19 protein-coding genes and 2 riboswitches are annotated in these 24,851 nt (G+C 66.5%); of the genes, 5 read left to right on the forward strand and 14 right to left on the reverse strand.

Annotated features, from left to right (window positions below):
* The first annotated feature begins 27 nt into the window (after positions 1-27).
* Genes AC6H0W_RS13610 through AC6H0W_RS13625 form a run of 4 tightly spaced genes read left to right on the forward strand, consistent with a single transcriptional unit; the run spans position 28 to position 3,504 of the window.
* On the forward strand, positions 28-972 hold the full coding sequence (locus tag AC6H0W_RS13610) for a metal ABC transporter solute-binding protein, Zn/Mn family (protein WP_497577720.1): 945 nt from the start codon (positions 28-30) through the stop codon (positions 970-972).
* Complete coding sequence (locus AC6H0W_RS13615; protein ID WP_497577721.1) at positions 969-1,721, forward strand: metal ABC transporter ATP-binding protein; 753 nt, start codon at positions 969-971, stop codon at positions 1,719-1,721. Before AC6H0W_RS13610 ends, AC6H0W_RS13615 begins: the two co-directional genes overlap by 4 nt.
* Positions 1,718-2,617 carry a metal ABC transporter permease gene (locus AC6H0W_RS13620; RefSeq protein ID WP_497577722.1) on the forward strand — a complete coding sequence of 300 codons (900 nt, stop codon included), beginning with the start codon at positions 1,718-1,720 and terminating at the stop codon, positions 2,615-2,617. The genes AC6H0W_RS13615 and AC6H0W_RS13620 overlap by 4 nt, the downstream gene beginning before the upstream one ends.
* The gene (locus AC6H0W_RS13625; protein WP_497577723.1) at positions 2,614-3,504 is read left to right on the forward strand and encodes a metal ABC transporter substrate-binding protein; all 891 of its coding nucleotides are present in this window, start codon (positions 2,614-2,616) and stop codon (positions 3,502-3,504) included. Before AC6H0W_RS13620 ends, AC6H0W_RS13625 begins: the two co-directional genes overlap by 4 nt.
* A 143-nt stretch (positions 3,505-3,647) precedes the next feature.
* Here AC6H0W_RS13625 and AC6H0W_RS13630 read toward each other — a convergent pair whose 3' ends face one another.
* From AC6H0W_RS13630 to AC6H0W_RS13695, 14 genes are all read right to left on the reverse strand, one after another.
* On the reverse strand, positions 3,648-6,140 hold the full coding sequence (locus AC6H0W_RS13630; RefSeq protein WP_497577724.1) for a TonB-dependent siderophore receptor: 2,493 nt from the start codon (positions 6,138-6,140) through the stop codon (positions 3,648-3,650).
* A 118-nt stretch (positions 6,141-6,258) separates the two neighbouring features.
* Complete coding sequence (locus tag AC6H0W_RS13635) at positions 6,259-7,188, reverse strand: FecR domain-containing protein (RefSeq protein ID WP_497577725.1); 930 nt, start codon at positions 7,186-7,188, stop codon at positions 6,259-6,261.
* Between the two features lie 40 nt (positions 7,189-7,228).
* Positions 7,229-7,735 (reverse strand): sigma-70 family RNA polymerase sigma factor, encoded by a 507-nt coding sequence (locus tag AC6H0W_RS13640; RefSeq protein ID WP_497577726.1) that lies wholly within the window; start codon positions 7,733-7,735, stop codon positions 7,229-7,231.
* A 169-nt stretch (positions 7,736-7,904) separates the two neighbouring features.
* Positions 7,905-10,358, reverse strand: coding sequence for a TonB-dependent siderophore receptor (locus AC6H0W_RS13645; RefSeq protein WP_497577727.1), 2,454 nt, complete (start codon positions 10,356-10,358; stop codon positions 7,905-7,907).
* A gap of 125 nt (positions 10,359-10,483) precedes the next feature.
* A complete protein-coding gene (locus AC6H0W_RS13650; RefSeq protein WP_497577728.1) occupies positions 10,484-11,437 on the reverse strand; it encodes a FecR domain-containing protein in 954 nt (317 codons plus the stop codon).
* Entirely contained in the window at positions 11,437-11,937 is a 501-nt protein-coding gene (locus AC6H0W_RS13655) for a sigma-70 family RNA polymerase sigma factor (RefSeq protein WP_497577729.1), read from the reverse strand. Before AC6H0W_RS13655 ends, AC6H0W_RS13650 begins: the two co-directional genes overlap by 1 nt.
* 167 nt (positions 11,938-12,104) lie before the next feature.
* The gene (locus AC6H0W_RS13660) at positions 12,105-14,477 is read right to left on the reverse strand and encodes a TonB-dependent siderophore receptor (protein WP_497577730.1); all 2,373 of its coding nucleotides are present in this window, start codon (positions 14,475-14,477) and stop codon (positions 12,105-12,107) included.
* Between the two features lie 67 nt (positions 14,478-14,544).
* A complete protein-coding gene (locus tag AC6H0W_RS13665; protein ID WP_497577731.1) occupies positions 14,545-15,501 on the reverse strand; it encodes a FecR domain-containing protein in 957 nt (318 codons plus the stop codon).
* Positions 15,498-15,998: a sigma-70 family RNA polymerase sigma factor gene (locus AC6H0W_RS13670; RefSeq protein ID WP_497577732.1), complete on the reverse strand. Its 501-nt coding sequence runs from the start codon at positions 15,996-15,998 to the stop codon at positions 15,498-15,500. Before AC6H0W_RS13670 ends, AC6H0W_RS13665 begins: the two co-directional genes overlap by 4 nt.
* Positions 15,999-16,158: 160 nt before the next feature.
* Entirely contained in the window at positions 16,159-18,582 is a 2,424-nt protein-coding gene (locus tag AC6H0W_RS13675; protein WP_497577733.1) for a TonB-dependent siderophore receptor, read from the reverse strand.
* A gap of 141 nt (positions 18,583-18,723) precedes the next feature.
* A complete protein-coding gene (locus AC6H0W_RS13680; protein ID WP_497577734.1) occupies positions 18,724-19,713 on the reverse strand; it encodes a FecR domain-containing protein in 990 nt (329 codons plus the stop codon).
* A complete protein-coding gene (locus AC6H0W_RS13685) occupies positions 19,710-20,219 on the reverse strand; it encodes a sigma-70 family RNA polymerase sigma factor (RefSeq protein ID WP_497577735.1) in 510 nt (169 codons plus the stop codon). Before AC6H0W_RS13685 ends, AC6H0W_RS13680 begins: the two co-directional genes overlap by 4 nt.
* A 164-nt stretch (positions 20,220-20,383) precedes the next feature.
* Complete coding sequence (locus AC6H0W_RS13690; protein WP_497577737.1) at positions 20,384-21,682, reverse strand: LLM class flavin-dependent oxidoreductase; 1,299 nt, start codon at positions 21,680-21,682, stop codon at positions 20,384-20,386.
* A gap of 10 nt (positions 21,683-21,692) precedes the next feature.
* Positions 21,693-22,469 carry a 3-oxoacyl-ACP reductase gene (locus tag AC6H0W_RS13695; RefSeq protein WP_497577738.1) on the reverse strand — a complete coding sequence of 259 codons (777 nt, stop codon included), beginning with the start codon at positions 22,467-22,469 and terminating at the stop codon, positions 21,693-21,695.
* Between the two features lie 38 nt (positions 22,470-22,507).
* Positions 22,508-22,606, reverse strand: a riboswitch (TPP riboswitch).
* A gap of 570 nt (positions 22,607-23,176) precedes the next feature.
* Positions 23,177-23,279, forward strand: a riboswitch (TPP riboswitch).
* A gap of 44 nt (positions 23,280-23,323) precedes the next feature.
* Between AC6H0W_RS13695 and AC6H0W_RS13700 the strand changes: the two genes are divergently transcribed.
* Entirely contained in the window at positions 23,324-24,775 is a 1,452-nt protein-coding gene (locus AC6H0W_RS13700; protein WP_497577739.1) for a sodium:solute symporter family transporter, read from the forward strand.
* The last annotated feature ends 76 nt before the right edge of the window (positions 24,776-24,851 follow it).

The following is a 24,851-nucleotide window of genomic DNA, read 5'->3' on the forward strand; positions in this document are numbered from 1 at the left end:
GCGGATCGTCATTCTTGCGGAGTATCCATGTCCGACTCTTCCCGTTTCTCCCGCCCGCGCCGCCGTCTGCTGGGGGCGCTGGTCTTGGCCGGCATCGTGCCGACGGCCGTCTTCGCGTCCGCTCCGGCGCGCGCCCGCCCGCTGCGCATCGGCGTCACGCTGCATCCGTACTACAGCTACGTGAAGAACATCGTGGGTGATCTGGCCGAAGTGGTGCCGGTGATTCCCGCCGGTTTCAATCCGCACGCCTATGAGCCGCGCGCCGAAGACATCAAGCGCATCGGCTCGCTCGACGTGCTGGTGGTCAACGGCGTGGGCCATGACGATTTCGCCGAGCGCATGATCGCAGCCAGCGAGAAGCCGGGCCTGCCGGTGATCGAGGCCAATGCCGACGTGCCGCTGCTGGCGGCCACCGGTGTGGCTGGTCGTGCCGGTTCGGGCGCCGTGGTGAACCCTCACACCTTCCTGTCGGTGACGGCGTCGATTGCGCAGGTCAATACCATCACGCGCGAATTGGTGCGCATTGATCCGGCGAATGCTGCGGCCTACCAGCGCAATGCACGGGATTTCGCGCGCCGTCTGCGCAAGCTGCGTGCCGATGCCCTGGCTGAGCTGGCGGAAGTGCCGGGTGCGGAGTTCCGCGTTGCCACGGTTCATGGCGCCTACGACTATCTGCTGCGCGAATTCGGCATCGAGGTGACTGCCGTGGTCGAGCCAGCTCACGGCATCGAACCCAGCCCGGCACAGCTCAAGGGCACCATCGACCGCCTGCGCGGGCTGGATGTGAAGGTCATTTTCTCCGAGCTGGATTACCCCTCGGCCTATGTCGACACCATCCGGCGCGAGACGGGCGTGCGCTTGTATCCGCTCACCCACATCTCCTACGGTGAGTACGAAATCGACAAGTTCGAGCGCGAGACCGAGCGCAACCTGGCGACCGTGGTACGCGCCATCCGCGAGGCCGCGCAATGAGCGCTTCAGGGCGCGGGCCGACGCTGCGCTTCGAGTCGGTCGGGCTGACGCTGGGCGGCAGCGCCATCCTGCGGGACGTGTCGCTGCACGTTGCGGCCGGCAGCGTGCATGCTCTGGTGGGGCCGAACGGTGGCGGAAAGAGTTCGCTGGTCAAGACCTTGCTCGGTCAGATGCCCCATCGCGGGCGGCTGAGCGTGGATTGGCCGGCGGCCCCCGGCGTGATCGGCTATGCGCCGCAATCGCTGGAGTTCGACCCCGGCCTGCCGATGACGGTGGAGGACTTCATGCGCGCCACCACCCAGGCCAGGCCGGCCTTTCTGCGCCGCGCGCGAGGCCAGATGGCCGCCATCGATGTTGCGCTCGAGCGCGTGGGGTTGGGCGACAAACGGCTGCGCCGCATGGGCGCGTTGTCCGGCGGCGAGCGCCAGCGCGTGCTGCTTGCGCAGTGCCTGATTCCGTCACCGGCGCTGCTGGTGCTCGATGAGCCGATGGCCGCGCTCGATGAGGCCGGCTTCGTGGTGTTCGAGCAGTTGCTGGCCGACTGGCGGCGCGAGGGCGTCACGGTGCTGTGGATCGAGCACGACATCGAAGCCGTTGGCCGCTTGGCGGACCGCGTCACCGGCCTCAACCGCAGTGTGCTGTTCGATGGCCCGCCGCGCGAGATGCTCGCGCCGGAGCGCCTGCTGGAGCTGTTCTCGGCGCGTCCGCGGGCCGCGCAGGGCGGGCCTGATCTGGAGAAAGCCGCGTGAGCTACGAATCTTTCCGCCTGCTCGTGCAGGGCTGGGCCGAGGCCGGCTGGTTGCCGCCTTCGCTTGCCTACGGCTTCGTCGTCAGCGCCTTGCTGGCCGGGCTCATCATCGGGCCGGTGCTGGGTGGCCTGGGCACCCTGGTGGTGGTCAAGCGCTTTGCCTTCTTCTCCGAGGCGGTGGGCCATGCTGCCCTCACCGGCGTGGCCATCGGCATCCTGCTCGGCGAGCCGTACACCGGGCCGTATGGAAGCCTGTTCGGCTACTGCCTGCTGTTCGGCATTTTGCTCAACTTCCTGCGCAACCGCACCGGGCTGACGCCCGACACGCTGATCGGCGTGTTCCTGTCGGTGTCGCTGGCGCTGGGCGGCAGCCTTCTTCTGCTGCTGTCGGGCAAGGTGAACATCCACATCCTCGAGAACGTGCTGTTCGGCTCGGTGCTCACTGTCAACGGCCGCGATCTGGCGGTGCTGGGCGTGGTCGCGGTGCTCGTCTCGGGGCTGGCGCTGCCGCTCTACAACCGCATGATGGTGGCCAGTTTCAACCCGCAACTGGCCGCCGTGCGCGGCGTGCGCGTGAAGCTGATGGACTACGTCTTCGTGGTGCTGGTGACCATCGTCACGGTGGCCTCGGTGAAGGTCATCGGCGCAATCCTGGTCGGCGCCTTGCTGATCATTCCGGCGGCTGCGGCGCGCTTGCTGAGCCGCTCGCTGCGCGGCTTTTTCTGGTTGTCGGTGTTGTTTGCCACGCTGAGTACGGTGGCGGGCGTGCTGCTGCCGATCGAGTTCGAACTGCCGGTGCCGTCGGGCGCCGCAATCATTCTGTTTGCCGGTGCGCTGTTCGCGCTCGCCGCCATCGCGCGCGGCACCGTGCCGGCCTTGAAGGGGCAAGTTGCATGAAGATGATGAAGACCGTGGTGGCAGCGTGCGCGCTGCTGGGTAGCCTGTCGGCCTGGTCGGCGGCGGATCAGGTGCCGGCTTCGACCGCAACCAACGTGCTGGTGGCGCACCCTGTGGTGCATGCGCTGACACGTCAGTTGGCCGACGGCACGCAGATTGAAGTGACTCGCGTGGTGCCTGAAGCCCTTCCGCCCACGCGCCACGCCTCGTTCCTGGCCGGCCGCGGCGAGGCGGCGTTGGGGCGCGCCGCACGCGATGCCGACGCGGTGATCGGTCTGCGTGGAGTGTGGGCGGACGATGTGCTGTATCCCTACGCGCGCCGCGCCAACATCCGCATCGTGGAGATCGACGCCGGGCGTCCGGTCGATGGCAAGTTGCCGGGTCTTGCGCTGCTTGCCGGTGAGGCGGAGGGCTTGTACGCCTGGCTCGACCCGACCAACCTCGGGCGCATGGCCGACATCATTGCCCACGATCTGGCGCGTCTTGCTCCGTCGGACGCCGAAGCCGTGGCGCAGCATCTGGCTGCCTTCAAGCTCGAAGTCGTGAAGCTGGCCGCCCAGGCCGGGCAGCGCTTTGCGGCGATGGACAACCCCTTGGTATTCAGTCTGTCGGAGCGGCTCGACTACTTCATCAGCGGCTTCAATCTTGATCTGCAAGGGCGCGATCTGCGTGCCGATGCCGAGTGGACGCCCGAAGCCGTGTCGGCACTGATCGATGAGTTGCGTGCAGCCGATGTCGGGGCTGTGGTGCATCACCGCACGCCGCCGGAGGCGCTGGCAAGCGCGTTGGCCGCAGCCGGCGTGCGTGTGGTCGTGCTCGACACCACCGGCAATGAGCCCTTGAAGGAGTTGCGCGAGAACATCGCGGCGATGCTGTCCGACCGCTGAGCTTTCTGCGCGTCGGTTTGCTGGCGTGTGCGGATGCGCACCTGCCGTACCGGCGTTGAGTTGGACAACGTAAAAAGGCCCGCTCGGTTCAAGCGGGCCTTTTCATTTGCACCCGGCAGGGCCTGCCGGATGGCGTCGTGGTGTTACCAGCGATAGCTCAGGGTGCCCGTCAGCTTGCGCTCCTCGCCCCAGTAGCAACTGGTCGTCGTGTTGAGGCAGGTGCTGACGTAACGCTTGTCGAACAGGTTATGTACGTTCAGCGCGAATTCCAGCCCGGCGAGGTCGCGATTCTGCTTGCCGAAGTCGTAGCGCAGCGCGAGGTCGGTGAGCGTGTAGCCGGGTACGTCGGTGGTGTTGGCGTTGTTGCCCCAGGTCTGTCCGGTGTAGCGCACACCGCCGCCGGCGCTGAAGCCGGTGAGATGACCGCCGAAATCGTAGTTGGCCCACAGCGAGGCCTGATGCAGCGGCACGAACGACAGCCGGTTGCCCCGGTTGCTGGTGCCGGCGCCGGTCGGGTTGTCCTTGGTGATCTCGCTGTCGGTGTAGGCGTAGGACGCGATCAACGAGAGCTGCTCGGTGAGTTCGAACTTGCCTTCCAGCTCGATGCCGCGCATGCGCACCTCGCCCGATTGCACGCGGAAGCTGGTGTTCACCGGGTCGGGCGTGAGCACGTTTTGCTGCGTGAGTTGATACAGCGACAGCGTGAGCAGCGAACGCGAGCCATCGGGCTGGTACTTCACGCCGGCCTCGATCTGCTGGCCGGTGGTGGGGTCGAAGGTGTTGCCGTTGCGATCCGTGCCGCCTGCGGGCTGGAACGAGGTCGAATAACTCACGTACGGATGGATGCCGTTGTCGAAGGCATAAGTGGCGCCGAGCCGGCCGGTGAACTCTCGGTCTTTCTGCTTGGTTCGTGTGCTTGTGCCGGCCACCACCATCTGCGTCAGCGTGTCGGTGTCGGCGCGGTCATAGCGGCCGCTGGCGGTGATGGTGAGCGCGTCGATTTCGATCTGGTCCTGCGCGTATACGCCGACCTGCGAGAGCTTCTGGTCGATCAGCATGCCCGCTCCCGGGCGGCTCACCGGCGTGCCGTAAACCGGGTCGTAAGCGTTGAATGTGCCGCCCAGAACGGTGAGCTGAGATTCCTCGAAGGCGCTCTTTTCGCGCGAGTAATCGAGCCCCAACAGCAAGGTGTGGCGCAGGCTACCGGTTTCGAAGCGCGCTACCGCCTGGTTGTCCACGGTGATGAGCTTCGATGTCTCGGGGAAAGCCCAGGCGTAGCGCTGCAGGGCCGACGGATCGCACGCCGCCGCGCTGGCGCAGAAGGCCTGCACGCGCTGGCTGTCGGTGTCGACCTCCGTGTAGCGCAGGTTCTGGCGCAGCGTCCACACGTCGGACAGCTCGTGCTCCAGCTCGTAGCCTACGGACCATTGCTCGTTCTTGAAGTGGTCATAGCCCGGCTCACCCACGAAGGTGTCGCGCGGCAGCCGCGGATAGCCGTTGGTGTTGAGCGTACCGTTGAGCGGCAGTGCGGGGGCGCCGCCGCCGCCCGGTGAGTCGATCTTCTGATATTCCGCCAGCAGCGTGAGGGTGGTGGCGTCGCTCGGGCGCAGGCTCAGCGAAGGGGCGAGGTAATGCTTGCGTTCCTCGACGTGGTCGAAGGCCGTGTCGCCGTCACGCACCACCCCGACAATGCGGTAGGCCACGTCGCCGTCACCGACCGCTCCACCGATGTCGAGCCCGATCTGCTTGCGGTCGTGGCTGCCGTACTGAAGCTGGATTTCACGGGTGGCCTCGCCGGTGGGGCGCTTGCTCACCATGTTCAACACGCCTCCCGGCGCAGCCTGCCCATACAGTACCGAGGCCGGTCCTTTCAGCACTTCCACCCGCTCAAGGCCGAAGGTCTCGATGCGTGGCTGGGCGTAGCCGCGGGCGCCGAACGGCAGACGCAGGCCGTTCAGATAACGGGCGGGGGTGAATCCGCGCACCGTCAGCCAGTCGTGCCGCACGTCGTTGTCGCCGTACTGGCCGACCACGCCGGGCGTGTAGCTGAGCGCGGTGGTGACGGACTGCACGCCCTGATCGGCCATCTGTTGTGCTGAGATGACCGAGATGCTTTGTGGAATCTGCGTCAGCGCGGCATCGGTCTTGCTGCCGGTGGCGCTGCGCTGCGCCACGTAGCCGGCAACCGGCCCGCGAGCGTTTTCCCGTGAAGGTGCGCCGCTCACCATGACCGGGGCGAGCCGCGCCTCGCCCGCCGCCTTGCGCAGCAGGTAGCCGTTGCCGCGCGGCACGGCTTCCAGGCCGGTGCCTGCCAGTAGTCGCTGCAGTGCGCTCTCGGTGGTGTAGCGGCCTTGCAGGCCAGGGCTCTGCAGGCCCGAGGTGAGGGCATTTGAGAACGACAACAGCAGGCCGCTTTCCGCGCCGAAGCGGTTCAGCGCTTCGGTCAGGTTGCCGGCCGGAATCGCGTATTGGCGGGCTTCGGCTTGCTGGGCGTGTGCGGCCGCGAGCGGCAACACGGTGGCAGTGGCGGCAATGCCGAGCAATGCGCCACGCAGGGCACGAGCCAGCATGTGCTGGCGCAGGCCGCTGCGAAGTGGATGATCGGCGGCGCGGCGCGCGGGCTCAGTGTGTTTCATGGGCGGCTCCTTCGGGTTCGATGGCTGGAAAACGATGCTTTCGTTATCCATGCCCCGCGAGAACCGAATCGGGATCACCCGGCATGCAAAAAGACCGCCGGCGGGCCTGTGGCAAGGCTCAGGCCGGCATGAAGCGCGCTTCCACGCGGCCCCACCAGCGCTGCCGCCGCTCCAGGTGGAGTCCGAGTGCCGCCGCCAGCACGTCGAGTGCTGCGTCGGCATCCGCCAGCGGATAGGTGCCGCTGACTTTCAATCCGGTCAGCGTGGGGTCGCAGTGCACGCTGAGGCCGGTCAAGCGTGAGAACTCGGCGAGAAAGGCCGCAAGCGGCATGTCTTCCGCCACCAGGATGCCGCGTGCCCACGCCGTGTCGGAAGGGCGGGCGCTGGTCGGTGTGTCCGCCTCGACCTCGTTGAAGTGGGTCTGCTGGCCTGCGCGCAGGACGAGCGGTTGTGAGGTGCCGCCGCGGCGCGGCTCGATGGACACGGCGCCGGCATACACGGCCACGTGCGTGAGCGCACCGTTCGGACCCGAGTCGGTACGCACGGAGTAGTGCGTGCCGAGCGCGCGGGCGCGCCCCTGCGGAGCATCGACGAAAAATGGCCGGGCGGCGGCTTCGGGCGCGGTGGTGATGAGGATTTCACCGTGATGCAGCACCAGCCGGCGGGCGCTTGCGTCGAAGTGCATGTCCAGCGCGGTATCGGAATTGAGCTCGATCAGGCTGCCATCGGCCAGCGTCACTTGGCGCCGCTCACCGGGCCGGGTACGCAACTGTGCGGTGAAGCGCGGCAATTGACCGGACTCCTGAGCCAGCCAGGCGGTAGCGCCCGCCCCGAGCATCACGGCCATTGTCTTGAGCACGCGCCGTCTGGATTTGCCCGGCGCCAAGGCGGCGTGGCCCAGCCCTGGCGGGAGCTGCTGCATGCGCGCGCTGAAGGCCTCCATGGCCTGCCAGGCTTGTTGATGTTCCGGCGAAGCGTCCAGCCAGCGCTGCCAGCGCGCGCGCACTCCGGCATCGCCGCCATCGGCCTGCAGATCGAGCAGCCACATGGCGGCCTGCTGGCGGATGCGTTGCCGCCGGGATGCGCAATCAGGCTTCATTGTCGAAGCAGCAGGCCACGAGCGCTTTGGCGACGTAGCGTTTCACGGTCGGCACCGAGACACCGAGTTGTGCCGCGATCTCGGCCTGCGGCAGGCCGTCGAGCTGTGACAGCAGGAAGGCGCGACGCACCAGAGCGCCCAGTGCATCGAGGCGGCGGTCGATTTCCACCAGCGTTTCGATCAATTCGGCGCGAAATTCGGGGGAGGGCTCTTGGGCTTCGGGCAGGTGGGCCAGCGTGTCGAGCCATGCCTGCTCCACTTTCATGCGGCGGAAATGGTTGGCCACCAGCCCCTTGGCCACGGTGGTGAGAAAAGCCCGAGGCTCGCGCAGCGCGAGCGTTTCGTCACGTTCGAGCAGGCGCAGGAAGGTGTCGTGCGCCATGTCCGCCGCGCGGTGGGTGCAACCCAGCTTCTTGCGCAGCCAGCCTTGCAGCCAGCCATTGTGTTCGGTGTACAGGGCCCCAGCGGGGTCGGTGTGACGGGCAGCGGTGCTCACGGGGTTCTCCGGAGGACGGGAGCGCTGGCTGGCCCTGAACGGGGTGGCTGGCTTTGTTAATACTGAGAATTGTTCTCATTGTGTGGCATGGGCAGGGCTGTCGTCAAACGAAAAACGGCCCCATGCGGCAGGGTTGCCGTATGGGGCCGTCTGCGTGTTGCGAGCTGCCTCAGAAGTCGGCGGACACCGACAGCAGCAGGGTACGCGGGGCGCCTACCGTCAGCCCTTCGCGGGCGGCGGATTGCCAGTAGTTCTTGTCGAACACGTTCTCGACGGTGGCGCGCACGGTGAGGGGCGTGTCGCCGGCCTTGAAGGTGTAGCGGGCACCGAGGTCAAAGCGCGTCCAGTCGGGCAGCTTCTGGGTGTTAGACGCATCGACGTACTGCGAGCCGGTGTGCAGCAGACGTGCGGTGAGCGTCGCACCCGGCAGGAACGAGGTGTCCCATTCACCCGAAAGGTTGAACTGGATCTTCGGCACGGCCGGCGCCACTTTGCCGTCGTTGGTGCCGTCTTCAGTCTTGACGAGTTCGGCCTGCGTCCATGTGGCACCGGCGAGCAAACGGACGTCGTGGCGCACTTCGCCCTGGAACAGCAGTTCGATACCGCGGTTACGTTGCTCGCCGTCGACTTTGAACGTGTTGGTCGCCGCGTCGGTTAGGCCGCTGGGGAGCTCGATCTGAAACGCTGACAGCGTCGTGCTGAAACGCCCGAAGTCGCGTTTGGCGCCGATCTCGAACTGCTTGGTCTTCATCGGCGGGAAGCGTTCTTCGTCATTGGTTACGCCGATCGGCGGGGTCGGACCTAGGCTGAGGCCCTCAATGTAGTTGGCGTACAGCGACAACTGCTCGGTGGGTTTGAAGACCACGCCCACGGACGGCGTGACGGCGGAGCGGTCGTAATGGCTGGTACGCGCACCCGTAGTGCCGTTGAAGTCGTTCGACACCACTTGTTGATGGCGCAGACCGAGCGTGAGTTGCACTTGGTCGTCGTTGAACGACAGCGTATCGGCCAGTGCGACGCTGCGCAGGCGAATGTCGCGCACCTTGGGCGTGCCCGAGGGCAGAGCCAGGTTGGGGCGGGCGAGGTCAACAGGGTTGTAGATATTCGACATCACGATGCCGCCGTTGACCCGCTGCTGCCCTTGTTCAAGCCCGAAGTAACTCATGCTCAGCACCGGCTCGTGTTTGACCGAGCCGGTGTAGAAGCGGCCCCGCAGACCTACTTCGCCGGTCAGCGTGTCGACCTCTTCGCGCAGCCGCGTCGGGCGGGCGCCGATGTTGCCCTGGTCGTCCAGCATCAACCAGTTGGCCTGCAGGCTGCTGAAGTCGTAGCGCATGTAGCCGAGCGCGCCAAACGCCGTCCAGTCGTCATTGAGGTCGAATTCCACACGCGTGGAGATGGATTGCTCCTTGGCGTCCCAGTATGTCCAGTCGGGAAAGAAGTTGCCCTTGGCGTCGGGAGCCGAGCCGATGCGGGTGCCCGAATCGGGTGGGAAGAGCAGGCCGCTGCGCGCATGGGTGAGGCGGTCTTGCTGGTTGATGTCGAGCTCGGCGCGCAGCCGTTCGCCCCGGTAGTCGATCCCCAGCGAGAAGGCGTTGAGCTTTTCCTTCGAGCCTTTCATCGGCAGATCGCCGGAGCGGTACATGCCGTTGAAGCGCACGCCCCATTCTTGCTGTTCGCCATAGCGGCGGGCCACATCAAGGTGGGTGCCGATCTGCCCATCGTCAATGTACGACAGGGTGAGGCGGTTGAGCGGGTCGGCTCCGGCGCGTTTGGGCACGAGATTGATCGCGCCGCCCACGGAGCCATACGGCGCCATGCCGTTGAGCAAGGCATTGGGGCCGCGCAGCACTTCCACCCGCTCGATGCCGATCAGCGTGCTGGAGTTACGCGGCGAGATGCCGTACAGGCCGTTGTAGGCCACGTCGTAGTTGAACAGCGTGAAGCCGCGGATGTTGAATTCATCCCGCCCGGCGCCGCGCGAATAGGTGTTGCGGATGCTCGGGTCGTTCACCAGCACGTCGCCGATGTTCTGCGCCTGCTGATCTTCGATGAGCTTGGCGGTGTACTGCGTGGCGCTGAACGGCGTGTCGAGCGCGTCGCGGTTGCCCAGCAGGCCGACACGGCCGCCGCGCGCCACTTGCCCGCCGGCATAGGCCTCGGGCAGGGCACTGGCGTGGCGTGGCACGCTGTCGGTGACGGTGACCGTACCCAGCGTGGCGACGGGGTTTTTCTGCAGCGCCCAGGCGTTGCCGGCACGCGGCACGGCCTGCCAGCCGCTGCCGGCCAGCAGCGCGTCGAAGCCTTCGCGCAAGGCGAAGCGGCCGTTCAGGCCGGGGCTGTTCAGGCCTTGCAGCGCGGCCGGGTCGAAAACGAGCTGCACGCCGCTGCTGGCGGCGTATTCGGCCAGCACGTTGCCGAGCGGCCCGGCGGCGATGGCGTATTGGCGCTGCGCGGGGGCTTCCTGTGCGATGGCCGGCGCAGGCGCGATGCCGGCCAGTAGTGCACCGCCGAGTGCGGTGTGCAGGGCAAGGGCCATCAGGCGGGCAGAGGTGCGCGGGGGCGCCGATGCTGGGGCGGTGCGCCGCCGTGGCAACGGGCGGTGCTGGGGTGTCGCGGTCATGTCATTGCGTCCTTTCGCAGGCGGTTTCGAGGTGGGGCTCGGTTGATGCAAACGAGGCCTTCCTGTGTGCGCCGTGCGAGACGCGAAATGTGATCATCCAGGGCGAAAAATTTTGTGCGCTGCGCTCATAGGGGGCTGACCGTGACCCACAACCCGGTCACGCGCTCGATACGCAGCGGCAGTGATTCGGCCAGCACGGTGAGCGCCGAATCGGTGTCGTCGAGCGAGATGGCGCCGGAGACGCGCAACTGCGCCACGTCCGGGTGGCAGCGCAGCACGCCGCGCCGGTAGCGGCCCAGCTCAAACAGCACGTCGGCCAGCGGCATGTCGCGCGCCAGCAGCATGCCGTGCTCCCACAGCGCGGCGTTGGCTTGCACCGTGGCGTGTGCCCGAATGCCCGTGAGGTCGAAGTCGGCCTGCTGTCCGGCATTCAGGGTGTGCGTGGCGGCGCCGAGCGGCTCGACACGCACGGCTTTCTCGAACACCGCAACGCGCACCGAATGTGCGTCGAGCCGGCGCACGCTGAAGCGCGTGCCGAGGGCGCGGGCAAGGCCTTGCGGCGTTTCGATCACGAAGGGGCGCGGGTCGGGGCGGGTGGTGACGAGCACCTCGCCTTCGACCAGGCGGATGCGCCGCGTGTCGGCATCGAAGTGGATGTTCACCGCACTGGCGCTGTTGAGCACCAGCATGGAGCCGTCCGGAAGTTCGACATGCCTGCGCTCGCCGGTGGCGGTGGCCACGTCGCTTGTCCAGCTTTGCCACGGCGCCTGTTGCCACGCGAGCCACCCGGCCGGCCCGGCCACCAGCAAGGCGCCCAGCGTGCGCAGGTTGCGGCGGCGCGAACGCTGCAGCGTATTCAGCGTGGCCTTGCCGGTCGTGTCGTCGATGGGTTCAAAGGCGTGGAACACCGACTGCACACGCGCCCACGCGGCTTCATGCGCCGCGCTGCGCGCGCGCCAACGCTCGAAAGCGCGGCGCTCGGTGTCGCTGGGCGAGTCGTAGTGCAAGGTGGTGGCCCATTCGACAGCCTCTTGCAGCAGGGCGTTGTCGGGCGGGGAGGCGTTCGACAGGGGCGACATCAGAGTGCCGTCATGCAGGCCAGCAAGGCCTTCTGGATGTGGCGGCGCACGGTGATCACCGGCGTGCCGGTGCGCTCGGCGATCTCTGCCAGCGTGAGCCCTTCGAGCTGCGCCAGCAGGAACATTTCGCGCGTGCGCGGCGCAAGGCCCGAAAGCATGGTGTCCACACGCAGGATGGCTTCGATCACCAGCAGTTGCGATTCGGGCGAAGGGGCTTGCGGCTCGGGCAGGTGCGCAATGCTGTCGAGGTAGGCGCGCTCGACTTCCTGGCGGCGCCAGTGATCCACCACAAGGCATTTGGCGATGTGCGTCAGCAGCGCGCGCGGCTCTCGCGCCGCGGCGGCACCACGGCCGGTCATCAGCTTCAGGAAGGTCTCCTGCGCGAGGTCGGCGGCGTGATGACTGCAGTTCAATTTCTTGCGCAACCAACTCTGCAACCAGCCGTGATGCTCGGTGTACAGGGTGGTGATGTGGTCTTGGATGGGGGCAGCGGTGCTCACGTGATTCTCCGGAGTACGGGAGCGCTGGCTGGCCCGGGGCGGGTTGGCTGGCTATTTCAGACTGAGAATTGTTCTCATTGTGTTGGAAATGAGGTGGTGACGTCAAACGCAACACGGCCCGACCGGGCGCTAGGGCTCGGTCGGGCCGTGTGCAGATCTGCGGTGGCTCAGAAGTCGACGCTGGCTGAAAGCGTCAGCGTGCGCCCTGCAGCGTGCGTGGCGTAGGTGCCAGCCGCCAGCCAGTAGCGCTTGTCGGCAACGTTTTCGACGGTGGCGCGCAGCACCGTCTGCTTGCCGGCGATGACGGTGCGGAAGCGTGCTCCAAGGTCGTAGCGAGTCACGCTCGGAAGGCTGACGATGTTGTCGTTGTCGAGGTACATGTCCGAGGTGTGGATGGCGCGGGCGTTGAGGCTCAGGCCCCGCACCCAAGGCGTGTCCCAGTCTGCGCCGAGGTTGAAGGTGCGGCGCGGTACGCCCGCGGCACGATTGCCCTCATTCACGCCGTTCTGTGTCTTGGTGAGCTCGCCTTGCATGAATGCGGCGCTGGCCATCAGGCGCAAGCCGTGGCGGACTTCTCCGTAGGCGGTCAATTCAAGACCACGGTTGCGTTGTTCACCGAAGTAATCGTAGATGTTGTTTGCATCGGCGTAGCCTGCCGGCCGAGTGATCTGATACACCGCAGCGGTGGTGGTGACTTTGCCCCAGTCGACCTTCACGCCGGCCTCGTGCTGCTTGGATTTGTAAGGCGCCAGCACCTGCCCGACGTTGGCGTAGGTGGCGCCGACGATAGTGCCCCGTGTCAGACCCTCGGTGAAGTTGGCGTACAGCGAGACGTTGTGGCGGGGTTTGATGACGAGGCCCGCAACCGGTGATACCGCGCTGGCGCGATAACCTCTGCTGCCCACGCTTTCCACATCGACCGTCTGGTGGCGGGCGCCCAGCGTCAGCAGCACGCGGCCGTCGGCGAAGTACATGGTGTCGGCAAGGGCCACGCTGGTGAGTTGGGTTTCCGAAGCGCGTCGGGGCGAGGGGCGCTGGGCGGGCCCTGGGGGCAGCGGCGTCGGGTTGTAGATGTTGGATGGCACGCCGGGCGTCCCCGCTGTGTAGGCGTTGCCGTTCTCCTGGTTCATGTGCGTCACGCCCAGCGCCAGCCGATGGTCAACGCTGCCGGTCTTGAGCCAGGAACTCAGGCCGGCGTCACTGCTGAAGGTCTTGGAGTAGGAGTCGTAAAACGTGGTCCTGACCGTGAAATTGCCGTCAGCATCGGCGCGCTCCGCCGCGCTGGAGTTGGGGAATATCTGCCGCACGCGACCCTCACGGTAGCCCATGGCGACGTGCCCCGTCACGGTGTCGCTGAAGTCGTACTCCAGACGCGACATGAGGGTGCTGTCGCGCTGGGTCAGGCGGGTGCCGGGGTAGAAGTCCGTGTCGCCATCGGGGGCGGACGGCAGTTTGGTGACGCTGCCGAGAAAACCGATCTGCGGGCGGAAACCCTCGATTTCGTCTTCCTGATGGATGGCGTCCATCGACCAGCGCACTCGGTCACCGCGGTAATCCACCCCCACCGCGGCCATGCCGAGGTTCTGCTTGCCATCTTCGATGGTGGCTTCGCCACCGCGCTCGACGGCGTTCAGGCGAATGCCCCAGGCTTTGTCTTCACCGTAGCGGCGGCTGACTTCGGCTGCGGCGGTGATGTTCGATGCGCCGGTGTGCGACAGGGTGATGCGGTTGAGCGGTTCGTCGGGCGCGCGCTTGGTTACGATGTTGATGCTGCCGCCCACGCTGCCGCCCGGTGGAATGCCGCGTATCAGCGTGCCCGGCCCTTTGAGTACTTCGACGCGGTCGACGATCTGCACCGGCACGCGGCTGGACGACACCAGGCCATACAGGCCGTTGACGCTCACGTCGCCGCTGCCCACGGCAAAGCCGCGGATCTGGAAATCTTCGCCGAAGCCGCCGGTGGATGTGGTGGTGCGCACCGAGGCGTCGTTCACCACCACATCCGCCAACGTGCGCGCCTGCTGGTCATGCAACAGTTCGGCGGTGTAGTTGGTGCTGCTGAAGGGGGAGTCCATCACGTCGGTGGCGCCCAGCAGCCCCAGGCTGCCACCCGTGGCAACTTGCCTGCCCGCATAGGCCGGCAGCAGATCACCGAGAATGCCGCCGGTCACGGTCACCGGGGCCAGTTGAGCGGCCTGTTGCGGGATGCGCCGGAGCTGGTAGCCGTCACGACCTTGCACGGCTTCGAGGCCGGTGCCCTGCAGCAGCACGGCCAGGCCCTCTTCGCCGGTGTAGCCGCCGTTCAGGCCGTTGCTGCGCAGGCCTGCGACGAGCGCCGGGTCGAAGGAAATCGCGATGCCGGCGGCGGCGGTGAAACGCGTCAGCACGTCTTCGAGCGGGCCCGGGGCAATGCTGTAGGTGTGCGCCTGCTGTGCTTGCGGTGCTTGCGCGAGGGCGCTGAATGCAGGGAGTCCGGTGGCCAGCAGTACGGCCAGTGCAAGCGCCTTGGGCCGCAGCCGGACGGGCGGGGTGTTCGACACGGTGATTCTCCTTTCGTCGCGTGTTTCGGGTTTTCAAAGAGCACGACGGACGAAACGGAAAAAGGTATCAGGCCGCTTCCAGAGTGACCCAGTAGCGGGTGCGCTGACGTACCTGTAGCGGGAAGCTGGCGGCCAGCAGCTTGAGGCTGCGTTCGGGCTCCAGCGCGGGAAAGGTGCCGGAGACACGCAGATCGGCCACGCCGGGGTGGCAGCGCAGCACTCCGGGGCGGTAGCGCCCGAGCTCGGCCACGAGGTCCGCGAGGCGCATGCCGTGCGCGACGATCATGCCGTTGATCCATGCCGCGTCACGTACCGCATCGAGCGTGACCGGCGTGTCCGGGCCGTGCGGGCCGAAGCGCACGCGCTGCCCTCCGCCGATGCGGCTGTGGCGGCCGCGGGATTCGATCTCGACCTCACCTTCGAATACCGCGACTTCGCTGAACGTGTCGCCTTCAGCGCGGCGTGCAGAGAAGCGCGTGCCGATGGGGCGCGCCGTGCCGTCGGCAGTGGCGACGACCAGCGGCCGTGGCACGGCCAGGATGTCAGGCGCGCTGGTGACCAGAATTTCGCCCCGACGGAGCTGGATGAGGCGGGTGGCGGCATCGAAGCGCACCCGGATGTCGGTGGCGGTATTGAGCAGCAACTGCGTGCCGTCGGCCAGGGTGACATCCCGCTGTTCGCCGGCGGCGGTGTGCCAGCGCTCACCATCCGTGGTGGCGTGTTGCCATGCCAGCCAGCCGGCCGGCAATGCCGGCAGCAAGGCCATGCGCAGCATTTGACGGCGGCGCGGGTCGGGCCGTTCAAGTGCCGCGCGCGCTGGTGCGGCGGGCAAGTCTCGCAGCGAGCCGAGCAGGTGTTCGGCACGTTGCCAGGCGCGCGCATGCATCGGGCAAGCCGTGCGCCAGCGCTCCATCTCCGCCCATTTCGCGGGGCTGACATCGTCACCGTGCAGGCGCGTCAGCCAGTCGGCGGCCTCCCGCAGGGCGCTTGGGTCGATGTCCGGGGTGTGCTCGCGAGGGGTCATTCGACGCTCAGGCACGCCAGAAACGCACGGCTCATATGGCGTTTCACGGTGGCCAGGGAAATGCCCTGTTCAGTCGCGATGCTCGTGTAGTTCAAACCGTCCAGTTGCGAGCGCAGGAAAATGTGGCGAGTGAGCATGGGCAGGCCGGACAGGCAGCGGTCGACATGCAGCAGCTTCTCGATCACCAGCAGGCATTCCTCGGGGGAGGGGTGCTCGGGCTCGGGCAGCACGGCCAGCGCGTCCAGGTAGGCGCGCTCCAGTTCCTGCCGCCGCCAGTGGTCGGCGACCAGATTGCGGGCGATGGTGGTGAGGAAGGCGCGCGGCTCGCGCAATGCGCTGACATCGTCACGCATCAGCATGCGCAGGAAGGTGTCATGCGCGAAGTCGGCCGCACGGTGCGAGCAACCGAGCTTCTTGCGCAACCACGTCTGGAGCCAGCCATTGTGTTCGGCGTACAGGGTGCCGACAGGGTCGGTGGGTCGGGCGGCCGTGCTCACGCGTTGCTCCTGGAGATGGATGCGCTGGCTGGCCCGGGCGGGTTGGCTGGCTATGTATTTATGAGAATAGTTATCATTCTGATGGTTCGAAGGGGGGGCGTCAACGGCACAGGGCCCGACCGGTACGGATGTCCGGTCGGGCCCTGTGGGGTGTTGTGCGTCAGAAGGCGTACTTGAGCGAGACGTTAACGCTGCGTGGTTCGCCCCAGGTGTAGGTGCTGTAGGCGTCGAAGATGGTGTAGTACTTCTTGTCGAACAGGTTGTTGATGGTGAGTGAGCCGGTGAGCTTGTCGTCGAAGCGGTAGGTGGCCATGGCATCGAACACCCAGTAGTCGTCGACGGTGTGCTTGACCGTGCCGCCGGCTGCGGGGTTCGACACGTCGCCCCAGGTCTTGTCCTGCCAGCGGCCGCCGCCACCGAGGGTCAGGCGGCTGCTTTCACCCCACGGGCGGTAGGTGGCGAACAGCATGACCTGATTGGCCGGCGCAAGCGTGGAGACCTTCTCGCCCTGGCGGCGCGAGACGCTGTGGCTGTAGCCCGCGTGCAGGTTCCAGTATTCGTTCAGACGCCCTGAAAGCTCCAGTTCGTAGCCTTTGGTCTTGACGCCGTTGATGGCGCGGTAGGCCGTGCCGCCGTCGGGGGTGAGGCCGCCGGTGGCCTGGGCGAAGTTGTCCTGTTCAAGCTGGAACACGGCAGCGCTGGCGTTCAGGCGGCCGTTGAAGAATGCACCTTTCACCCCGGCTTCGATGTTGGTGCCTTCCCGCGGATCGAGCGCGCTGCCCGATTCGTCGCGGTTGTTCTGTGGCTTGAAAATGCCGGTGTAGCTGGCATACACCGAGTAGGTGTCGTTCAGGTCATACACCACGCCGAGGTAGGGCACGACGACGCCGGATTCCTTCATGGTTTCGCGCTCGTAGCTCGAGATGCGGGCACCGGTGATGAGCTTCAGGTCGTCGCGCAGGTTCCAGCGAGCGGTGGTGTACAGGCCGCGTTCGCGCGTGGTCTCGTCGTTTTCGCCGTGCCATGCGGCCGGGTCGTTCCAGTCCGGTTCGGGTACGTTGCCATCCCAACCGTAGTAGTTGCCGACACCGGTCGGATACCCCACGTTGGGGCCATCACCCTTGTTGGTCCAGCGTCGGTGGTTGATGCCGCCGCCGAGCACCAGTTCATGCTTGCGCCCGAACAACTCGAAGGGGCCGCTGGCGTAAAAGTCGGCTGCGTTGGCGCGTGTCTTGCCGACGTAGCGGCCGACCCACATGCTGGTGCCGGAGCCGTTGGAGGGGTCGGGGTTGCCGCCACCCACGGCGCCCAGTGGCGCGTCGTAGCCGTTGATCTGGTGGTTGAGCTGCAGCTTGGTCACCCAGTCGTTGGCCCAGTAGTGCTCCAGCGTGGCAAAGGCCGTGCGGGTGTATTGCTCCCAACGGCTCCATTTGGCGCCATTGTTGAACGAGCGCGAGCGCTTGTTGAAGTTGCCGTTGGTGTCGTAGATCGGGATGCCGCCCCAGGTCGAGCGCGTGGGCTTGTTGTCCTGGTAATCCGCGCCGATCGTCAGCAGCGTGTCGGGGCTGAGATCGGCTTCGAGAATGCCGTAGAACAGCGGCGTCTTGCGCCGGTAGCCATCAAGGTGCGATTCACGGTCCTGATAGGCCACCACCGCGCGCCCGCGCAGGCTGCCGGCTGTATTGATGGGGCCGGATACATCGATCTCGGTGCGGTAGTTGTCCCACGACCCGGCGCCGACGCTGACATGGCCCTGGAATTCACGCGTGGGTTTCTTGCGCACCAGGTTGATGGTGGCGCCGGGGTCGCCGCTGCCGGTGAGCAGGCCGGTGGCACCCTTGAGCACCTCGATGCGGTCGTAGATGGCCGTGTCGCTGAGCGTGTTGCCGGCCGAATAGCCGGAGTCCCGCTCCATCGGAATACCGTCGTACTGGAAGTTGTTGATGGCGAAGCCGCGTGCGAAGTACACCGTGCGCTCGCTGTCGTACGTCAGGATGCTGATGCCGGGCGTGTGCTCCATCACTTTGTCGATGGAGGTGAGCTGGAAATCATCCATCTCGTTGCGCGTGATGACGCTGATGGACTGAGGGGTTTCGCGCGGGGTCAGCACCAGGCGCGTGGCGGTGGCGATGGCGCCCGTAGTGTAGGTGTTGGTGCCTTCGGTGATCTCGCCAAGCTGGTTGGCGGAGACGGTGATGGCGCCGAGCGTGACCGGTTTGGTCGGGCGTGGCTGCAGGGTGTATTCGCCGTTGCCGTCGCGCACGGCTTCCAGCCCGGTGCCGTCCAGCAGTTGCCGCAGCGCCTCGTCATGCGTCAAGGCGCCCCGCGCGCCAGGGCTGTTCAGCCCGGCGGTAAGCTTGGCGTCCACCGCGAGCTGTACCCCCGCCTGCTGGCCGAAGCGGCTCAGCGCCTGATCGAGGTTGCCGGCCGGAATGTCGAAGCGCTGCGCGGCCTGTTGGCCGGCTGCCTGCGTGGGCGCCGCCATGCCGGGTACGCTGGCTGCCCCCAGAAATGCCAATAGCAAAGCGCGGGCAAGCGGGGTGAAACGGTGCCGAGGGGGCGTGGATTGTGTTCGGGGCGTCATCGGATTTTCTCGTCAAGGTCATGGATCTGCTCCACAGCCGGAAAGCTGAGGAATCGAGGTTTCTGACCCCTATGCCCAACGAGAAGAAAAAACCTGCCAATTTTTTTTGGACGACTTCGAAAGTCGGCGCATTGCGCCGTGTCAGCGCGCGGAAACCTTGACCCAGTAGCGCGTCACGTACTGGATGCGGATCGGCAGGCGCCGTTCGAGAGACGCCAGCACGGCGTCGGTGGGGCTGTCGGTTGTGAGCGGCCACGTGCCGGTGACACGAAGCTGCGCCACGTCGGGCGACCAGTGCAGGTAACCGGGGCGATGGCGGGCGAGTTCGTCCAGCAGATCGGCGAGCGACCGGTCGGCCGCCACCAGCATGCCGCTGGCCCACGCCGTGCGGGCTTCATCGAGCGCTTCGGGTGGCGCAACGTGGCGGTGGTCGAAGTCGGTCTGCTTGCCGGCGAAGATGCGCGCCGCCTCGGGCGCGTTCAGGCTGCGTACGTCCACGGCGCCTTCGGTGACGGCGAGCCGGGTATGGGTGTCCGTGAGGTGGACGGTGAAGCGCGTGCCCACGGGGGTGAGGCGCCCGTGCGGGGTTTCCACCCACAGCGGCCGTCCGCTGGCGTCGGGCGCGGTGCTGACTTCGATTTCGCCTCTGCGCAGCGTGATGCGGCGGCTGGATGCATCCACATGCACAGCGACGGCCGTGGCGGTATTCAGGTGCAGGCGCGTGCCGTCCGCCAGCGTGACGGCGCGGCGCCGTCCGGTGGCGGTGCGAAGTTCGCCCGCATGCGTCAGATCGCGCAGCTCATCGCGCGCGAGCCACAGCAGCGACCCCGCCGCCCCGACGAACAGCAGCTTGCCCAACACCTTGCGGCGGCTGCGCTGACCGACACGGCGCAGCGTGCCGCGCGCCAACTCGGGCGCAATCTGACGGCCTTGCTGCAGATGCTGGCCCATCTGGTTCAGGCGTTCCCACGCCTGGGTGTGTTCGGGGTGGGCGGCCAGCCAGCGTTCCAGCTCGACATGGTGAGCCGCCGACATGTCGCCGGAGGCGCGCAGCACGAACCAGCGGATGGCTTCATCCAGCACGGCGTCGGCCATCGGCGCCGAGCCATCGGGTGGCCCCTGCGTGCTCATGTGGGGTGGTAGAGCGCTTTGTAGCAATGCGCGGTGGCCCGCAGCATGGCCTTCTGCACCACGTTGACGCTGACGCCGATCCGTTTGCCGATGGCGGCGTAGGTCAGGCCGTCGAGCTGCGACAGCAGGAAGATTTCGCGCACGCGTTCCGGCAGTCCGTCGAGCAGGCGCGCGATCTCTTCCAGCGCTTCGATCACCATTCTGTGCTCTTCGGGCGACTGCGCCAGCGGCTCGGGGCGCAGCGCAAGCTCTTCTAGGTAGGCCTTTTCCAGCGCCTTGCGGCGCCAGTGGTTAACGACCAGCCCGTGGGCAATCGTCGTCAGATAGGCGCGCGGTTCACGCAGGGGTTCGGGCTCCGCTTTGGCAAGCAGGCGCACGAAGGTGTCGTGGGCCAGATCGGCGGCTTGGTCGGAGCAATTGAGCTTGCCGCGCAACCAGCCATGCAGCCAGCGATGGTGCTCGCTGTAAAGGCCGGCCACGGCCTGTGGGGAAATGGTGGTCGTCACGGAGCCCTCCGCTGGCGGTGGCTGGCTGGCCCGGGACGGGTTGGCTGGCTTTATGGATTGAGAATTGTTCTCATTTTAGCGTAATCGCGCGTGAGCTAGAAGAGGTGTGGACAAAAAGGAACGGCACCCCGAGAGGTACCGTTCAACGTTGCAAAAGTCGGGCCTTACAGGCTCGGCGAGCGCGGCGGGCGGGCCAGGCCGAAATGGCCGCGCAGTGTGATGTGCTCGTAGTCCTTGCGGAACAGGCCGCGCTTTTGCAGCACCGGAATGACGTGGTCCACGAAGTCTTCGACGCTGCCGGGCTCGGCCGGAGGCATGAGGTTGAAGCCATCAGCGCCGCCGTTGCGATACCAAAGCTCCATCTTGTCGGCGATCTGCTCGGGCGTGCCGACCATGGTGCAGTGGCCGCCGCCGGCCGCCAGACGGCCCAGCAATTCGCGCACCGTGGGCTTCTCGGTTTCGATGATGCGCAGCACCGTGGCGTAGCGCCCCTTCGGGCCCTTGAAGGCTTCGAGCGGCGGCAGCGGCGGCACGGGGGCGTCGAGCTCCCAGCTCATGCAGTCCTGGTCGATGAACATTTGCAGCTGCCGCAGCGAGCTTTCGGTGGGCAGCAGCTCGTCGAGCTCGCGCTGCTTGGCCTTGGCCTCGGCTTCCGTCGAGCCCACGTAGGTGACGAGGCCCGGCAGGATGGGCACCGGCGCGTCGCGTCCGGCGGCTTTCACGCTTTCGCGAATCGAGCTGTAGTACGCCTGCGCTGAGGGCAGGTCGTAGGCCACGGCGTAGATGGCTTCGGCGTATTTGCCGGCCAGCGCGCGGCCTTGGTCGGAGGCGCCGGCCTGGATCAGCACCGGGTGGCCCTGCGGCGGGCGCGGCACGGTGAGCGGGCCGTCGACCAGAAAGTGCTGGCCGTGGTGGTTGATCTTGCGGATGCGCGCGGCGTCGGCGTAGTCGCCGTGGCGGTCGTTGAGAATGGCACCGTCATCCCAGCTGTCCCACAGTGCCAGCACGGCCTGAATGAACTCGTCGGCACGCGCGTAACGCTCGGCGTGGCCGGGCATGGCTTCATAGCCGTGGTTGCGCGCCTCGGAGTCGAACATCGAGGTGACCACGTTCCAGCCCACGCGCCCGCCCGAAATATGGTCGAGCGAGCCGATCAGCCGTGCCGCGTGAAACGGCGTGTAGAAGGTGCTCGACACCGTGCAGATCACGCCGATGCGGCTCGTGGCGCGCGCCATGGCGGTGAGCATGGTGACCGGCTCGAGAAACCAGCGCGGCCCGTCGGTGGGGTTGTTGGCGGCGTGGCCGTCGGCCAGAAACACCGCATCCAGCTTGCCGCGCTCGGCAAGCTGAGCCATTTCCTCATAAAAGCGGATGTCGCCAAGGCGCTCGACCGGCGAAGCCGGGTGCCGCCACGCGGCGTTGTGGTGGCCGCAGCCGAACAGGAAGAGGTTGATGTGCATCATGGTCACGGCCTCAGTTCTTCACCAGCCCGCCATCCACCACCAGATTCTGACCGGTGACGGCACGCGACCACGGCGACGCGAAGAACAGCACGGCGTCGGCGAATTCTTCAGGCGTGGTGACGCGGCGCAGCGGCGTGCTGGCGGCAATCAGGTCGAACACCGCTTCCGGCGTGGCGGCCGAGGCATCGGTGGTGCGCAGCAGGCCGCCGGACACCATGTTCACGGTGATGCCGTCCGGCCCCAGATCTTGCGACAGCGTACGCGTGAGCGACAGCAGCGCGGCCTTGGCTGCGGTGTAGTCGTGGTACGGCACCACCGGGTTCTGGAACAGGTTGGTGCCGATGTTGATGATGCGGCCAAAGCCCGCTTCGCGCATGCCGGGCAGCGCGATTTGCGTGGAGTTGAGCGCGCCGCGCACCACGCCCTGCATCTGCTGGGCAACGCTCTCCCAACGCAGTGCGTCGGCGTGCTCGCGCGCATCGCCGTTGAACTGGAAGGCGGGCAAGGCGTTGTTCACCACGGTGGTTACCGGCTGGCCGAAATGCGCGCGGGCGCGCTCGAGCATTTCGCGTACGGCGGCCGGATCGCACACGTCGGCCTGAATGGCGAGCGCCTGGCCGGGCGCAGTGCTGGCCACGTCATTGGCCGCGCTGGCGCTGTTCAGGTAATTGACGACAACTTTTGCGCCCTGCGCCAGAAACGCGCGCGCAATGTGCGCACCCAGGCCGCGACCGGCGCCGGTGACGAGAACGAGTTGTTGAGCGAGAGGGGCAGATTGGCTGGACATGCGTTTCCCTTGTTCGAAGCTGGCAAAGGACGCGCACGAGCCGGTGCGGGGGACATCCCTTCGCCAGTATGAGCTGGATCAGGTTCGACGGGTGTGATCTCAGCCCCGCGTGTGGCGGGACACCCCGTGTCGAAAGGCAAAACCTTAGCATGGATTGGCATGCCGGCGGGCGCAGAACCCGGTCCCGACATGCTTCCCTCACGCACGCCCGCAATGGTCGACACGGCCTTTTGCCGTCATTGCGAGCGCAGCGCGGCAATCTGCTGAGTGTGCAAGTGTGCAGACGCTGCGAGATTGCTTCGTCGCTGCGCTTCTCGCAATGACGGGATTTTGGCGTTGCGGGTTTGGGGGGCCTGGGGGCGGGCGCCATGGGTGGGATGGCGTTACGGCTACGCTGCGTCGGTTTGGCATGAATGGACGCTGTAGTTTGCGGACGAACAATCCAGTCCCAGCGTGCCATCCTCGGGCACGCCCCGCGACGCCGGCACGGCCTTTGGCCGTCATTGCGAGCGTAGCGCGGCAATCTGCTGAGTGTGCAGCCTGCAGACGCTGCGAGATTGCTTCGTCGCTGCGCTTCTCGCAATGACGGGTAGAAACGCCCTGCCTTGCAGCTACGCACAGCCCTACCCAAGCCCATGTGCAATCGAACCGGCCCAGGCCGCACAAATTCCCGTGTCAAATCAACGGGAAGTGGCCTATACTCCGCGCCTTGATCCTGGGGGAGCCGCCTGCGGCTGAGAGATGGCGATAGCCATGACCCCGATACTTGATCCGGGTAATACCGGCGTAAGGAAGGATGCACCGTCCCCTCCGTGGGTGGGCTCCGTCCGTCGTTGCTTCTGGAGCCTCGCACCATGCTCAGCACTCAAGCCGCCATCGGGTGGCTCACTTTTTTCGCAGCGGCCTTCGCCATCGCCGGCATGGCCTACGCGCGCCGGTATCGCGGCAACCTCGAGGAGTACATCGTCGCCCGCAACAGCCAGGGCTCGGTGGCGACCATCATGACGCTGCTGGCCTCGTCGCTGGGCGCGTGGATTCTGTTTTCGCCCGCGCAGGCGGCCACTTGGGGCGGGCTGGCGGCGGTGATCGGCTATGCGCTCGGTTCGATGTCGCCGCGCATTGCGATGATTCCGCTGGGCAAGCGCATGCGCGAGTTGATGCCCAACGGCCATTCGCTCACCGAATTCCTGATCTTGCGCTATGGCCGGCCGATGTACTGGCTAACGCTGGCGATCATGGTGTTCTACATGTTCATCGCGCTTACCGCCGAGCTGACCGCCATAGGCAAGCTGGTGCAGTTGCTGGCGCCGGTGCCGCTGTGGGTGAGCGCGGCCATCGTGATGGTGGCGACGCTGATCTACACCACCTACGGCGGGCTGCGCGCCTCGATCTTCACCGACAAGATGCAGGTCATCATCATCATTCCGCTGGTGGCGGCGCTGATCGGCATCGGCTGGCAGGTCACCGGCGGCATCGGCCCGGTGACCGAGCGCCTGCAGGAGACGGCGCCGCGCCTGCTCGACCTGGGCGACTTCGCCGGCATCAAGGCCGGGCTGACCTTCTTCTTCGCCATCCTGCTCACCGGCATCTTTCACCAGGGCAACTGGCAGCGCATCTACTCGGCCAAAGATATTCCCTCGATGCGTCGCGGCTTTCTGCTGGGCGGCGTGCTGGTGGTGCCGTTCATCTTCATCATGGGTTTGTTCGGGCTGGCCTTCGTGGCGCTCACGCCGGGCGGGGATGACTCGGTGGCGCTGTTTGCCGTGATCCTGTCGGAAATTCCGATGTGGTTGGCGGTTGCGCTGATTCCGCTGGGCATTGCGCTGGTGATGTCCAGCGTGGATACCGGCATCAGCGCCATTTCCAGCATTGTCGCGGTGGACGTGAGCCGCGCCGTGCCCACGGCCACCCCGGCCAAGCTGATGCGCCTTGCGCGCTGGCTGGTGGTGCTGATGTCGATTCCCGCCTTGTTTGTGGCGGCGCAGGGCTACAGCGTGCTGTACCTCTTCCTGCTGGCCGATCTGCTGTGTGCGGCTGCAGCGTTTCCGGTGTTTTACGGGTTGTTCAGCCGCTCGCACGACGGCTTCTCGGCCATGGCCGGCACGCTGGCCGGGCTGGTGGCGGGCTTGGTGGTGTTTCCCATGCCGGGGGCGCCGATGACCTACCTGCTCGAATCCTTCCTGCTGGCGGCCGTGGTGCCGGTGGTGGTGATCTACGCGCTGCGCTTCGTACGCCGAGGTTCTGAGCCCTTCGAGCTGGAGTCGCTGTCGATGTCGACGCGCAAGCTGAGCGAAGAGAGCTTCTGAGCCTCAGACGGGCTGGCGATGCCGCCATGCCCGCCTTTTGGAGAGCATGTAAAACGGGCCCTGGTCGATACCTGGG

This window comes from Pseudazoarcus sp. NS20 (assembly GCF_059703745.1).